Origin of the sequence: Dysgonomonas hofstadii, assembly GCF_014196915.1 — a bacterium.
In the GTDB taxonomy this organism is placed as follows: domain Bacteria; phylum Bacteroidota; class Bacteroidia; order Bacteroidales; family Dysgonomonadaceae; genus Dysgonomonas; species Dysgonomonas hofstadii.
Genome location: NZ_JACIEP010000013.1, coordinates 76,356 through 91,236 on the forward strand (window position 1 = coordinate 76,356; position 14,881 = coordinate 91,236).

General features: G+C 38.5%; 14 protein-coding genes. 4 read left to right on the forward strand and 10 right to left on the reverse strand.

The window, feature by feature from the left end; all coding sequences use genetic code 11:
• The first annotated feature begins 1 nt into the window (after nucleotide 1).
• The 4 genes from GGR21_RS15950 to GGR21_RS15965 all read left to right on the forward strand — a co-directional run bounded on the left by GGR21_RS15950 (nucleotide 2) and on the right by GGR21_RS15965 (nucleotide 1,963).
• The gene (locus GGR21_RS15950; protein ID WP_183308225.1) at nucleotides 2–505 is read left to right on the forward strand and encodes a membrane lipoprotein lipid attachment site-containing protein; all 504 of its coding nucleotides are present in this window, start codon (nucleotides 2–4) and stop codon (nucleotides 503–505) included.
• Nucleotides 506–570: 65 nt separating this feature from the next.
• The gene (locus tag GGR21_RS15955; protein ID WP_183308226.1) at nucleotides 571–999 is read left to right on the forward strand and encodes a hypothetical protein; all 429 of its coding nucleotides are present in this window, start codon (nucleotides 571–573) and stop codon (nucleotides 997–999) included.
• 19 nt (nucleotides 1,000–1,018) lie between these two features.
• Nucleotides 1,019–1,624 (forward strand): manganese efflux pump MntP, encoded by a 606-nt coding sequence (locus tag GGR21_RS15960; RefSeq protein ID WP_221233022.1) that lies wholly within the window; start codon nucleotides 1,019–1,021, stop codon nucleotides 1,622–1,624.
• A gap of 96 nt (nucleotides 1,625–1,720) precedes the next feature.
• Complete coding sequence (locus GGR21_RS15965; RefSeq protein WP_183308227.1) at nucleotides 1,721–1,963, forward strand: DUF4834 family protein; 243 nt, start codon at nucleotides 1,721–1,723, stop codon at nucleotides 1,961–1,963.
• Nucleotides 1,964–2,025: 62 nt separating this feature from the next.
• Here the strand turns inward: GGR21_RS15965 and GGR21_RS15970 are convergent, their stop codons facing one another.
• The 10 genes from GGR21_RS15970 to GGR21_RS16015 all read right to left on the reverse strand — a co-directional run bounded on the left by GGR21_RS15970 (nucleotide 2,026) and on the right by GGR21_RS16015 (nucleotide 14,817).
• A complete protein-coding gene (locus GGR21_RS15970; RefSeq protein ID WP_183308228.1) occupies nucleotides 2,026–2,457 on the reverse strand; it encodes an acyl-CoA thioesterase in 432 nt (143 codons plus the stop codon).
• A gap of 11 nt (nucleotides 2,458–2,468) precedes the next feature.
• Complete coding sequence (locus tag GGR21_RS15975; protein ID WP_183308229.1) at nucleotides 2,469–2,762, reverse strand: DUF721 domain-containing protein; 294 nt, start codon at nucleotides 2,760–2,762, stop codon at nucleotides 2,469–2,471.
• Nucleotides 2,759–3,868 (reverse strand): DNA replication/repair protein RecF, encoded by a 1,110-nt coding sequence (gene recF, locus GGR21_RS15980; protein WP_183308230.1) that lies wholly within the window; start codon nucleotides 3,866–3,868, stop codon nucleotides 2,759–2,761. Before recF ends, GGR21_RS15975 begins: the two co-directional genes overlap by 4 nt.
• Before the next feature lie 120 nt (nucleotides 3,869–3,988).
• A complete protein-coding gene (locus GGR21_RS15985) occupies nucleotides 3,989–5,995 on the reverse strand; it encodes a glycoside hydrolase family 97 protein (protein ID WP_183308231.1) in 2,007 nt (668 codons plus the stop codon).
• Nucleotides 5,996–6,211: 216 nt separating this feature from the next.
• Nucleotides 6,212–7,294: a BACON domain-containing protein gene (locus GGR21_RS15990; RefSeq protein WP_183308232.1), complete on the reverse strand. Its 1,083-nt coding sequence runs from the start codon at nucleotides 7,292–7,294 to the stop codon at nucleotides 6,212–6,214.
• 43 nt (nucleotides 7,295–7,337) lie between these two features.
• Nucleotides 7,338–8,666 (reverse strand): DUF4302 domain-containing protein, encoded by a 1,329-nt coding sequence (locus GGR21_RS15995; protein WP_183308233.1) that lies wholly within the window; start codon nucleotides 8,664–8,666, stop codon nucleotides 7,338–7,340.
• A gap of 9 nt (nucleotides 8,667–8,675) precedes the next feature.
• On the reverse strand, nucleotides 8,676–9,551 hold the full coding sequence (locus tag GGR21_RS16000) for a zinc-binding metallopeptidase (RefSeq protein ID WP_183308234.1): 876 nt from the start codon (nucleotides 9,549–9,551) through the stop codon (nucleotides 8,676–8,678).
• Nucleotides 9,552–9,584: 33 nt separating this feature from the next.
• Nucleotides 9,585–11,183: a RagB/SusD family nutrient uptake outer membrane protein gene (locus GGR21_RS16005; protein ID WP_183308235.1), complete on the reverse strand. Its 1,599-nt coding sequence runs from the start codon at nucleotides 11,181–11,183 to the stop codon at nucleotides 9,585–9,587.
• Between the two features lie 21 nt (nucleotides 11,184–11,204).
• Complete coding sequence (locus GGR21_RS16010) at nucleotides 11,205–14,522, reverse strand: SusC/RagA family TonB-linked outer membrane protein (RefSeq protein ID WP_246348093.1); 3,318 nt, start codon at nucleotides 14,520–14,522, stop codon at nucleotides 11,205–11,207.
• A 103-nt stretch (nucleotides 14,523–14,625) separates the two neighbouring features.
• The gene (locus GGR21_RS16015; RefSeq protein ID WP_183308237.1) at nucleotides 14,626–14,817 is read right to left on the reverse strand and encodes a hypothetical protein; all 192 of its coding nucleotides are present in this window, start codon (nucleotides 14,815–14,817) and stop codon (nucleotides 14,626–14,628) included.
• Nucleotides 14,818–14,881: the final 64 nt, after the last annotated feature.

A 14,881-nucleotide genomic window follows, 5' to 3' on the forward strand; every position in this document is an offset into this window, starting at 1 on the left:
TATGAAAAAATATATTTTAATTTTCTCAATACTTGCTATATTGACAGCATGCGATAAAAATAATGAAGAAGCAATTGTTGATTTTGATTTATTTTTCACAATCGTTGATCAGGATGGAAATGATCTTTTAAATCCTTCTACTGAGAATTCTATTGAAGTACATAAAATAGAGATATATCATCTTAAAAATGGTGAATATATTAGGCTATACAACAATACCTCGAGTGGTCGGAATGCATATTCACTTAGAGAACCAGAAGCCGGAGAAAAGACTGGATATATACTAGGTATAGCACTTTCAGTCTATGAAGAATACGAAAAGAATAAATCGGTAACCGTTATTAAATGGAATGAAAACGAGTCGGATACAATAATTTCAACAATAACAACACATGGAAATATTACAGGTGTCTATGAATTTACATATAATAATATTAGTGACGAAGACCTTGAAAAGGTGGGCTATCGCACATACAAACTGGTAAAAGAAAGAAAAGGGGAGTGAGGAAATATATATTAATATGTGCAGTACTTTTCGTATTGAACTCATGTGATAAAGATGTAAACTCAATGGTTATTGACATGTCCTTATCCTGCATAGTAATAGACCAAGATGGCAACGATTTATTGAACCCAGATACAGAAGGGGCTATTGATACTTCGAAAATAGAAAAATATTATTTAAGAAATGGGGAATTCATCAAATTTTATTATAATAATCTGGATAGTCCTAAAGGATATCGGGTTAGCAAGCATGAACTAGATGACGATCATGAATACATATGCGGTTTTGGACTTTCTCCATATGAAGAATATGAAGGAAATAAGACACTCACTATTATCAAATGGAACGAAAATGAGTCAGATACTATTGTTATAGATGTATATAAAAACGGAGGGATAGTTCAGGCTAGTAATATTCATATCAATGGCAGTAAGAATATAGACTGGATAGCACCAGCCACATTTAAACTTGTAAAAGAGAGGAAAAAAGAGTGAAGAAATACGTACGGGGGCTATGGATATAGCCCCATTAATCATACTGGCAATAGGCCTTTCGATGGACAGCCTGATAATAGCGCTGACCAGCGGAGCCATTATTAAGAACCATGAGGTAGTCAATGTGCTGAAGATTGCCGGCATGCTGGCTTTCATACAGATGAACCTTACCATATTCGGCTGGCTGATAGGTTCTACTTTTGTCCGTTACATCGATAAATACGACCATTGGATCGCCTTTGCTATACTATTGTTCTTAGGCATACGAGTCATTGTTTCAGCCATTAAAGAAGAGGAAAGCACACCATTCAACCCACTGAATTTCAAAGTAATGCTAAGTCTGGCTATTGCCACCAGCATAGATGCTACGGCTGTTGGATTATCCTTGTCGCTGGTGAACATAGATATCTTAAAGCCAGCTATTATCATTGGTATAGTAACATTACTTATTTCATCGTTGGGAATCATTTTCGGATCGAAAGTTGGCAAACGTTATAATCTGCGCATCAATATTCTTGGAGGCATCATACTCATTCTCATAGCTTTCAGCATTCTGGCCGAACATACTGTCCTCACCGGTCATACTGCGCTACATGATTTGTTTACAATCACAAAGTCTTGTTAAATAAACGAAACAACCGAACGAAGATTTACTGGAGATGTTATTAACTAAAATACAAGTTGCTATATTTGCTTTTAGTTATAAACAAATTATTTAAGAATGGGATTTATACTCTTTATATTTTTCACTATACTCCTGCTGGTAATAGCATTGTTTTTATCTATGGTAAAAGGTGTATGGTCTTTAATTTCAGGCAAGCCTTCTTCAATGGGAAACCCTGAAGGCAGAAGATATTCTTCATGGAACAGGGAACAACATAATTCATATACTTCGGACAATCAAAAGAAAATTTTTCCGAAAGATGAAGGGGAATATGTCTCCTATGAGGAGATAAAAGACTGATATATAGAATAAAACAGAAAAGGGAAAGGGAGATAAATCTTATATTTATCTCCCTTTTTATACTAATATTCCAGTTTTTCATATTTCGATATAGCTTCCCGCCAATCGTCGGGAATAGGCATCGAAGCTTGTGTATGCGCATTATAGGTAACGAATACCGACTGGCAACGGCACTTAATATCACCGTTTTTCACATTGCGTATCTGTTGCAGGAATACACCGCTTTTATCACCCAGCTTAATAATTTTTGAATCCACTACTATCTTTTCCTTGTAGAATATAGGCGATAGAAAATCCACTTCGATATGAGCGACAACAATAAGTCCGTCTGTCCAGCTTATAGAAGTAGGACGTATCCTGTCGAAGTAATCGGTCTTGCCGAGGTCAAAATAGCTAAAGTAAATATTATTGTTGATATGCCCCATTGCATCTATATCATTGAAACGAATCTGAACAGGCAATGTGGTATTGAATGTCTCTGGTTTGATTTCCATTTTTTATTTTTCTATCTGAATATTATATCACTCACAACATACATTCCTGCATGTTCATTTATTTTATTTATCAATTGTTCTTTTGCCATCAATAATTCTGACCGCAATACCGAAGAACTCAACGATACATACAAAACTCCGTTCCGCAGGTAGATATTTGTCGTATAAGAAGAGATCATCGTTCCCAGAAGTTTTGACCAACCCGTTACGGCACGGCTTTCGGCCAGCTTCTTTTTTATAAACTGGTTCTCTTCGAAGTATTGCTTCAATACTTCTCCTATGCTTTCGGTATTCCGTTTTCTCATAGGGCGGCTACATTTTTCTGCGTCACTATACCATCGGCGACCTCGTAAAGGTGATAATCGTTGCTTGTCTGCGACAATATGTCGGAAAGATGTTCCCGGTTTGTGTCTGTAATAAATATCTGGCCGAAATCTTTATCCAGCACAAGCTTTATTATCTGCTCCACACGTGAAGCGTCCAGTTTATCGAATATATCATCCAGCAAAAGAACAGGAGTGGTAGATGTAGCTTTTTTCAAAAAGTCGAATTGTGCGAATTTAAGTGCTACCACATAGGTCTTGTTCTGCCCCTGCGATCCTACACGCTTTATGGAATAATCATCCATCCGCATATCCAGATCGTCTTTATGAATACCGGCAGTTGTATAACCCAGTATTTTATCTTTCTCACGCCTTTCCTTCAGCAGTTTCGCGAAATCTTCAGTATCGAAATGCGATTCGTATGCTAGAGATACCTTCTCGTGAGAAAGACAGATAAAATCATAGAACTTCTGGAATATGGGTATAAACTTATCGATAAAGTCTTTCCTCTTTCTGAAAATAATCACACCTTCCTCAATCAGTTGGTCGTCCCAAAGGCCAATCAATGTTTCATCAATAAACCCATCGGTCTTCAACAAAGCATTTCGTTGCTGAAGTGCCTTGTTATAACGGATAAGCGAGTGCAGATATTCTTTATCGAACTGGGAAAGGAACTGGTCTATAAAACGACGGCGCTCGTCACTCCCGCCATTTATAAGTTCGGTATCCGATGGCGAAACCATTACCAAAGGCAGTACCCCTATATGATCCGACAGGCGTTCATACTCTTTTTTGTTCCGTTTAAACTGTTTTTTCTGCCTGCGGCGCAGACTACAGAAAAACTCTTCGGGTTTATTATCGAGATTATACCAGCCTTGTATAACTGCAAACTCGGCATCATGCTTTATATTCTGCGAGTCTATCGGGTTATTATAGCTCTTGCTGAAAGAAAGGTAATATATCGCATCCAGCAGATTTGTTTTGCCCATACCATTACTGCCCAAAAAACAATTGATCTTGGGAGACAAAGCCAGTTCGGCCTGTTCTATATTTTTATAATTGAGTATGGATAAACGTTCTAATAACATTGCATGCAATAAATAATCCGGATTACAAAAGTACGATTTTTTACGAAGTTAGGAATTAAAAAGAGGCCGATTGTGATAAATATCAATCGGCCTCTCATCGGTTTGTCGTAATAGCATGTATTACATGTCTTTATAAATCTTCGCTACAAATCCTCCTCCCGGAGCCATTTTTATCTTAATTCGTTTATCAGAGGCAATATTGATCGTTTCTTCTTTGTAATCTCTCGCTGCTTTATGGGCATTAACTCCATCGCGGAATATTTCGGCCTTGAATTTTCCTTCACCGAGAAAAGAAAGATCGAGATCGAGTTCCCTCGCATCCCAGTTAGTGAGAGAGCCTAAATACCATACGCCGTCCTTCTGGCGGGCAATGGTAATATATTTGGCAATTTCACCGTTCAGGGCAATCGTCTGATCCCAAACCGTAGGAATTTCAGCAATGAACTTTGTGCACTCCGGTTCCTTTTCATAGTTCGAAGGAGTATCACACAACATATTCAATGGTGATTCGAATATTACATATTCTGCCAGCTGCCGGCAACGTGTACCCTGGCTCATCGGCTCGGTATAAATACTTCTGAAGTTTTTCCTGATCGCATTGCGCATAGCACCCTGGGTATAATCCAACGGGCCGGCAACCATACGAATAAAAGGAAGGGTAACATCATAGGTGACCTGATCGGTAGAATCCTTTGCCCATTTCATTTCTTCGAGCCCATGCACCCCTTCGAAGTTAACCACGTTAGGGTATGTACGTTGCAATCCCGTTGGCTTGGATGTTCCGTGTATATCGATCAACAGATTATATTTGGCACCCGTTTCGGCAGCCCGGCGGTTAAAATCGATCATCAACTGGTCGTCCCTGTCCATAAAATCTATCTTGAATCCTTTTACGCCCATCGCAGCATAATGCCTGCTGACATTATCCATATCCTTATCGAAGGCAAAATAGCCCGCCCACAAGATAATACCCACATTCCGCTCTTTAGCATACGCGACAAGCCCGGGAATATCTATTTCGGGAATGACCTTCATCAGGTCGGCTTCTCCGTGAACAGACCATCCTTCATCCAGTATCACATACTCTATTCCATACTTAGATGCAAAATCTATATAGTACCTGTATGTCTCATTGTTAATACCGGCTTCAAAATCGACACCGTAAATATTCCAGTCGTTCCACCATTCCCATGCTACTTTTCCGGGTTTTATCCACGATGGATCGGTAACTTTCGACGGACTGGCCAGTTTATATATAATATCGCTGTCGGCCAGTTCATAATCGTTTTCCGAAACTATGATTACACGCCATGGAAATTGATCCGACGGATTCATCCTGGCGATATAGGATTCACGATCCCTTACAACTCCTTTTAATCCGCGTACTTCCTGTACTATTTTCTTAGGGTATGCCGGAAATACACCTTTCAGTGTTGTAGAGTTATCTTTATTATGTAAATATAAACCGGGATAATTTAAAAGATCGGCCTCTGTTATGCATATCTTCTTACCATTCGCTCCTTCAACAACCAGAGGCAGAAAGGATACACGGTCTTTATTCCACTGCGAGAGCAAGACATGTTCATATATATTCTGGAAAGAGCTATAAAACTGATCATCAAATTTATTCTTTTCGCGTCCTTTTGCATAAGGGATATAAGCTTTTGTATCGGCCGGGAAATTAAACTCAACCACCTCTTCTTCTACTATATATGGATCCTTCTGATGTAATACAAATTTATAAGCAATAGCTTCATCAAAAGCTCTGAAAACGATATCAAAATCGCCTTTGAACTTTAAATATAATTCGTTATATATACTTTCGATTTCCTTTCTTTTATATATCGGTGGCTGTATAACTTCCTCAAATATTTTTGCCGATGATTTGGATAGTTGCGGCTTATCACCCAATATTCTCCCATCGGCTAAGCTTAATGATATTTGTGAATAACCGACCATAATATCGCCATCATGTATCACCGTGTATTTTATTGCTTCTTTATCTATAATAATCTTTGCCTGTAATTTACTGTCCGGTGACTTCAGTATAAATTCCTTCTGGGCAGATAAGCCCAAAGACAAAGCAAATAACAGTATAGTTAGAAGTATATTTTTCAAGGTATCCATATAAGTAATTATTTTGAGGTTAGAGTTCAGGCGCACATTCCACAACAATATAAATATCTAATATTTAGATAATTACATCACAATAGCAAGATTAAAACGTTATAAAATTTTAACGAAAACACCCTCCACTACGTTAGTGGAGGGTGCCTCAAGTAGTGTTCTAGTAAAAGAAAATTTTACCAAATAAAACTATATCACATAGTCTGTTTCCATTAATTACTTCTTTACTATAGAAATATTATAGTGATGCAGAGCCGCTAGAGCGGAGTAGGTACCACTAGCAACAGGTATAACAGAAGTAGAAACACCATACAAACCACAGACAGAATAACCTGACCAAGTTCCACTATCGGTAAAAGTAAAGCTTACATCATTGGGGTTGCTGTCCTTGACTCCCTTATAATAGTAAGCTGCACCCCACGTTATGTTACCAGGCAAAGAATAAAGCAATATTGAAAGTCTCCTGCTACTATTATTTGGATCTGGTCCCATATCTTGTGATGGATATATCTCAAGGTTCTTATTCGAAGTATTATATACCACTCTCATCGTGCTATTCAGGCCTAATCCTGTAACATCATATTGATTATCAACCTCAGCCTCACTAAAAATAAGATCCTTATTATAGTCAACGGTACCACTCGCACTAGTGTTATACGTCATTTCCCATTCACCTAACAAGTCAGCATACAAAAGCTCTTGTGTTATATTTATTGTTTTCTGATCCTGATGTCCGTCTTCATATGTTATAGCTACAACAATCTTCGAAGTTCTTTCTTCACTATTTGGGTCAACGGTAACCCTTAGATACTTATTACCTTCTACAGTTACCGCTTCAACTCTTACCCAACTATCCTGAGGAGATAGAGTAAAAGACGCATTACCTGAATAAGGGATGTCTCTCGTTTCTCCGACAAGAGGAAAAACCGAATCTGCGTCTTCGGCATTAACTAACCGGAAAAGTGCTGACAACTGCATTACAGCCATTTCTATAGTTTCACTTCCTGACTTGATAACAACAACTCCGTTACGACCCCCGATATTATTATTCGCACCCACAGATACTGTTATCGTTTTACCTGATACAGAAATACCTATCCAGTCCTGTTCGGTAGTCGCCGTCACGCTTTCTTCAGCCTCAAGCTTGATATAACCTGTCCCGCCTTCCTGTTCGAAGAGTACATTTGATTCTATTACTTTCATTTTTTTGGCAGGAACATCTACACCAGTATCTTTCTCACAAGAAGCTAACAATAGCCCCAAAGTAATAAAGATGAATATATTAAATATTTTTTTCATAATAGTCTATTATTTATTCTGTTTACATTAAGCAATAGTTCCTTTACTGCTTCTGGAATGACATATCCGTGTAAGAATTTGCAGCATTAGTACCATAATTGGAAGTACCCTGCCTGCGGATAACCCTGAATCCAGCAGTCACGTTCGTTAAAGATCCACTCGGGTCTCTTGTCATACTAATTAGGCCGGTCGATGTTAATTTACCCCAAAAGCGTCCGTAAGCATCGCCCAGACCGGCATAGAAGTTTCCGGCAGTACCAGTAGGAGGCATTATCATCGGATACAGGTTATAATTATCATCAGTACCCACCGACAACACAGTGTGCGCACCTATACACAACCGAGCTGTGCTCTTATCAAATTGCAATATTGTTACAGCACCGGTTATACCTTTTGTAAAGTTTTCAGCAATATACGACCTGCCATTTACATGTTGCACCAGGTTAATAGTCTCGTTATAGACGACACCCGAAAGATTCGTATATTTAAATGTATATGTACCCAGATATTCGCTATATTTCACATATTCTGCCGGAATAGTCATCTGGATAACAATACCTGTTGCGCCATTATCGGTACATGTGAATGTTGCACTAGCTACGTCCCACACAAAGTTTTGAGCTTCTTTTCCTTCGACTACCAATGGCTCGAGAAACTTCAAGCCTGTTGTAGTATAGATTACACTTTTCAAATAATCTACATTTTCATACGAAAATGAAAATTGCCTGGTTTCAAGTACCGATCCTTTGGCTATTACATTAGCTCCCGAAAAGATAGAAAATTCAGGGTAATCAAGAGACTGATTGTAGACTGTATTCACATCTTGAAGATATTCATCCCAGGTAACATCATCCGCCAGACGGTGCATTTCCATAATATTTCCATATTTCTTACCTCTGAGAATTACCAGATCGTCATAAGCTTCCATGATGGTAAACTCAAAGTCACCTTTGTAAGTTGTGTAACTTCCGTGTTGCTCATGATAGTAATGAAGGAATGAGTTATATGTATCGAACGATAATGTAATACTCATATCCTGCTCCAGTTTGTAATAGGAGGTTATCTGTGTGTATGGGTCTATAGCAGGAGCTATATCATACAGTGCATTCTGATCAACAGCAGCGGTTACTTCTCCGTTTTCAAACTTTAACAGATAGTTGAAAGCTCCTCTTCTTGTTGCATCTGTATCACCTGCAATATATTCAAGCACCCATCCCTTAGAAGGAGTGGTTAATATTTTCTCATAGAGCAACTGAGCCTCATTCAATCTTTCCGACGCGGATTTGCCAAAGATATCCTCTTCTTCATGCAGACAGGATGGCATCAACAGAATTCCGGCGAAAAACAATATATAATATTTTAGATTTCTCATAATATTCAATTATTTATAAAGTGTATTCAAATCTATTGTTTCTATTTCTTTTTTACGCCTGCCGACAATATCTCTCATCTCGTAAATATCTATCCCCCAGCTATCTTTATAATAATTATAAACGATCTCAAATTTCTTATTTATTATTTTTGCACCATCAGTTCCTGCCGTAGCTAGAAAACCTGCCCATTCTTCCGGAGTACTGACTACAAATATTGAATAAACTTCAACAAAATCCTCAGTTGGGGAACTGGTAGCATACGCTGAAATACAACCACCTTTCAAAGCATCAGCCAGGGACGTACTTGTCCAATTGTCACTCTGATACATCCCCGGAGTCAACTGGTCGAATGCAGGGTCAGTTAATTTCTTTTGCTGGAATATATGAGCATACTCGTGATGCATCGTCTTTATATAGCGCATAAGGGTAGAAGCATTTCCTATTGTAATGGCATTCACATTAAAGAATGATATTCTTAATCCTCCTTCGGCTTCTCCCAGCACTACAGAGCCATTACTTTTCCAACCCGGATTACCTACATAGTGCAAAACGCGAGGTGCATACTGGCGGAAAAATGCAGAGCCAACATGTTCTTCATAGGGCTCGATCCATAAGTAACGGGCGGCATATGTCAATGCCTTCGATTTTTCAAAATCGGCGGGGATCAAGTCGTAATCGTAATTAGAATACATGTCCACATAATTATAAATAACCCTTATATTATAAGGCTTTACATAATATCTATCCAGCCATTCGTCGAATTCATTTTGCTCTTTGATAACATTATCATCGAAAATACTATAACTCGTATCCAATTCATCCCCACAAGAAGAGAAGGATAGCGTAAATAGTAATATTTGTAAAAATATAAATATTTTTTTCATACTGTTCTTGGTTAATTTTACGTTATACAATCTTTATCGAGGATTTGCCGGACAACCAGCATTTAATATTTCCTGCGGGATTTGCATAGCTCTGCGCTTATCCTGATAGGTTATCGAGTCTGATACTGATACTACCATGTGGCCTTTGTCAACAAGACGCCTGTGTACAGTTATTCCATAGCGTTTAACATCGAACCAGCGTTTACCTTCACCTACCAATAAAACTCGTTTCAGATGCAATACATAATGCAACAACCATTCCTGATCTGTCCCATATTCTATCTGATACAATGAAGGATGTAAAGGCTTTTTCGGTGTCGGATATTCTAACAGATTATTTAAACCTACCGGATCTTCATAAACCTCTTTATAGGAATGATACGGCATATTTTTATAAAAGTCTATGATACTCTGATAAGAAGGATTACTATTCGTATAATTGGTAATAAATGTAGTCAGGTCCTGATAGGCTTTGGTATACTGTTTTGTAAGGATATAAGCTTCTGCCCGGTGCAACAAGACTTCATCGGTAGTAAAATTAACAACACTTGTATGTGTATATCCTGTACGCGCAACAGGGTCGGTATACTCAAAGAAATATCCTATTTTGCGATGGAATAGTTTATTTGTATTCGAATTCCACCATGTTTTTATGTAGATATTATTATGATTACCCCACGGACCAGAAGATTGAAGTGTTTCGTATTTGGCTATTAACATGGAATGAGAAAACTTATTTCCGGTGCTATAAGGACCTGTACCAGCCGTACACCAACCCGAAATAGGGTAGGATGCAAGCAATGTGGCCGGACTGTTTTTATCTACATACGCATTCGAAACATCTGTTGTATTCAGGTCCATACCGGTCATAGCCTGCCAGTCTCTGAGTACCTGAGCAGGATCACTACCCAGAACTTTTGTGGAATATTCTATAACTTTATCAAAATTCCCTACTGCCAGATAATATTTTGCAGCAAAAGCATAGGCAGCGCTTACATTGAAATGGAATTTAACCTGAGTATATATACTGTTATCTATGTCAGGTAAAGCAGCTTCAATATCTTCTCCTATCTTTTTATAAAATTCTTCAACGGTTCCTCTGTCATAATCAGGTTTAACTGTTGTTTCCGGAGCAGTCATATACACTAATCCCGGATCAGTGCTACTAGTTTCTCCATATGGAAGGCAGAAAAGATTAGCCAGTTCAAAGTGATTCCATGCACGGGCAATCAACGCTTCAGCCCTTGCTGCTTTCAACGTTGCAGGAAATCCCATTTCTTCCATAACTGCCAGTGCCTGGTTACAGGAGGCTATTGCTTTATAACCTAACTCCCAGGAACGATAATTTGTATCATTTCCCGACCTGCTTGGCTGATCTTTCAGAGTCCAAAGATCTTCCATATAATTGTTATAATTCAGGTTCCAATCATGGTTATCAATGTTATCACTCCAATATTCACACATCATGGCCGTGTTATTATTGGGATATGCCGAAACCAGCAATGCAATAACTTCACTTTCTGTATCCACTTCCGCCCGGTTATCCGGAAGGGTATCCAAATAGTCATCACAAGATGACATAAAGATCAAAAATGATACCAGGAAGAGTCCTATTTTTAATATATTTTTCATATTTCTATCTTTTTTATATGATTAAAAACCTAATCTGACAGAGAAAGTAAACTGTCTAGGCACCGGTGCAGCAACACCTCCCGAATTAATAAATTCCGGATCTTGTCCATTCAGTTTTTTGTCAGCATATATCAGGAATAAATTTGTAGCCAAGAATCTTAAAGATGCATTTTTCACATAAGGTCCTAACCATGCTTTAGGCACATCATAAGTCAACGATATATCTTTCAAGCGGATAAAGTCACCTTTAGCTACACGTTCAGTCGAATAGTTATATGCACTGTAAGCGTTTGTCATATTACTGTATTTATTATACTGACGGGTATTCAATATAACAGGTATCGTTGTATACTCTTCGTCTCCTGGCATTATCCATCGGTTTTTGAACTCTTTCGGTGTAGCTGTCAGGTCTGTATAACGTGCACTAAACACAGGGTCTAGTCTGATTACGCTTCCGAACTGATATGTGAAGAATACTCCGAGAGAGAAGTTCTTGTAACGGAATGTATTTTGGAATCCTCCTGTAACAGTAGGATCTACCGGTCCTTCATATTTCAGATATCCCAGTTTGTCGGGATCACTCAACTGAAGATCGATACCAGTAGTCGTTTCTTCTCCGTTCTCATCCAGGAATACAGGGAGACCGATTTCATTCAGTCTAACGAATGGTATAGAGAATACTCCCCGCTGAGGATAACCTTCGAATGGACTACGTCCTCTGACAAGGTCAAATACCCTTGTTCCCGATGAGGTAAGTTTAGTAATATTTGTTTTTGTAAAACCAAAGATGAAATCGGTAGTCCAGCTAAAATCTTTCATCTGTATATTCTTCGTATTCAAAGTAGCTTCAAGTCCCCACGAATGCATTTCTGCATCATTGGCACGTTTCATAATTTCACCACCGACACCCCAGGTGTTTACATAACCGATAAGGTCATAATTTTTTCTATCGTACCATGCAAAATCAAGGTTAATACGGTTGTTTATAAATCCTGCCTGAAGGCTTACATTAATCTCGTGCTTTTTTTCGTAGGTCAATTCTGTATTTGCCAGATAATTAATAGTTAAACCAGTTTCCTGGATATCTGTAAATGGCCTGTATGGCTTGTAAGCCTGTATTTCGACCTCACTACTTGACATGGAACCTGGAGGCAAGTCTCCAACCATACTATAACTACCTTTAATTTGCAGATGAGATAATGTAGGTTGCCATTTCTTAAAGAATTCTTCTTCATATATATTCCACGCCAATCCGACGTTCCATGTAGGAAGCCAGCGTGCACTACGTGATCTACCCAGTTTATTGGAGCCTTCGTAACGGAAAGTACCAGAGAGCACATATTTACCTAAATAACTATATGTTGCCTGACCGATATATGCCGCATTTCTTGTCCGTGAATTATTAAGGCTATAATATGAATTACCTTGTTCAATTCCCTGCTTAAAGAATTCATATACATAAAACGGTATTTCACCCATCGAATACTGCATTCCCCATCCTGTAAAAGCCGATTCATTCCTGTTGGCCGAATTCAGTTCCATACTGGCAAATGCGTTTACGATATGCACATCATTGAATGTCTGATTCCAGTCTGCAGATAAACGCAAGTCATAACCATGCATTTTATAATCATTACGATACCATATACCTCCATTAGGCAAGATAGACATTGGCAATTCGTATGTAAAGTCCGGATTGTTATACAATAGCGGATTTGCTTTTTGTATAGTTGGGTCATCCATAGCTCTGTATGACCGTGCCTGGTTAGAATCGTCATGTATATAGTGGTCTCTTGTAGTCAGGTCATACTTGAATGCACCTAAAGCTCTCAGTGTGATATTGGATATAGGATTATAGGTAAATTCTCCCTGGAATCTCAATGTGGTCACATCATATTCCATACGATTCTTTTCCAACTCATCTAAAATATTGAATGAGGCATAATTCGATTGATAAAATTCATTCGGATCAAGCGCTCTGGAAGTATTTAATGCATAGCTGTACGGATTGATGTCGAAATCTCTTTTTACATATCCGTAGACTGCATTCGCGTCGGAAGACAATGTTCCCGGCGCTTTCTGATTACGATAAGCGGCATTGGCACCTAACTTGAACGACAAGTTATGCAAAATCTTATGAGTTGCATTAACACTAGCTGTATAGCGTTTTACATTACTTTGCTTGTACCATCCCGGATCAAGCATAGCCCCTATTGATGCATATATAGAAGATTTTTCCGATCCCGAAGATATACTGACCGTATGATTATGCATCACACTGTTTTGGAATAATTCATCAAACCAGTTTGTATTTCTCATTTCAGCTTCCCTAAGGTAAGCATTACGTGCCTCATCTGAGTGCTCGAGCAAGAAAGTTCCTGTTGTAGGGTTATAAGTATTCATCATTTGATACATCTTACCATACACACCGCTGTCTGCTGAACGGAACGATTGAGAAAAATTCAGCCATCCTTTCGATTCCATTTCCCTGTATATACCCATTTGCTGCTGAGAGTCCATAATATTGAAGTCCCTATACATAGGTTTAACCCTCATAGTAAACTCTCCGGTATAATTTATGGAATGCTGGCCTGCAACTCCTTTTTTTGTTGTAACTACAATTACACCACCCATGGCACGTGCACCATATACTGATGTAGCGGAACCGTCTTTCAATATCTGAATTTCAGCAATATCTTCGGCGTTTAGACCTGCGATCGCAGAACTAATCAGCGTGTTCGCATTACCAGAAGACAAGTCATCGGCACTTACGTTGATCGCATCCTCCATTATAATACCATCCACAACCCATAACGGCTTAGAGTCTCCATAAATGGAAGTCGCTCCACGCACACGGATCTTAGGCGCTGCACCAAATGTTCCCGATACATTTTGGATAGAAACCCCTGCCGAACGTCCTTCCAGTGCACGGGTAATTTCAGGCATACCGTCGATCTTAATATCTTCGCTTTTCAAACGATCGGTAGCCCCTGTAAACAAACGTTTATCCATTGATGTCATCCCTGTAACAACTACCTCAGTTAACTCCGTTGAGGCGGATGCCATTACAACACGCATGTTAGGACTAATCTTCACATCAGCTGTTGTATGCCCGACATAAGAGAATGTCAATGTTGTAACATTATTTGCAACTGCAATCTGGAACTTTCCGTCAACATCAGTAATAGTACCGGTGGTAGTCCCTTTTACAGACACAGTTGCGCCGATAATAGGTTCTCCGGACTCATCTACTACAGACCCTTTCACTACTTGAGTTTGGGCTAGAGCTATACCTACCCCCAAAAACAAAAATAGGGCAATAATTCCCATTTTTTTCATAAGCGTCATTAAGTTTAAGATTAAAACTAGTGTAATTAGTATGTGATACTTAACATATTTATGTACCTTACTATATTTTTTTAAACAATAAAAGGATAGCCGTTCATAAAAATGAGCGGTTATCCTTTTTTATATGTATATAATAAGCGTTTACTTCCTCTCTCTCTCTCTCTCTCTCTCTCTCTCTCTCTCTCTCTCTCTCTCTCTCTAATAAAACAATGCTAACTTCCAAATTTTCAGAAAGAAAACTTGGATAACACATTGTATTATTTGTCCATCTATTTGGTGTTTTCATATTATTTTAAAGCTCTTAGTTTAATTTGTCAGACTATAAATAATAAGAAGAGATATTAAAGATA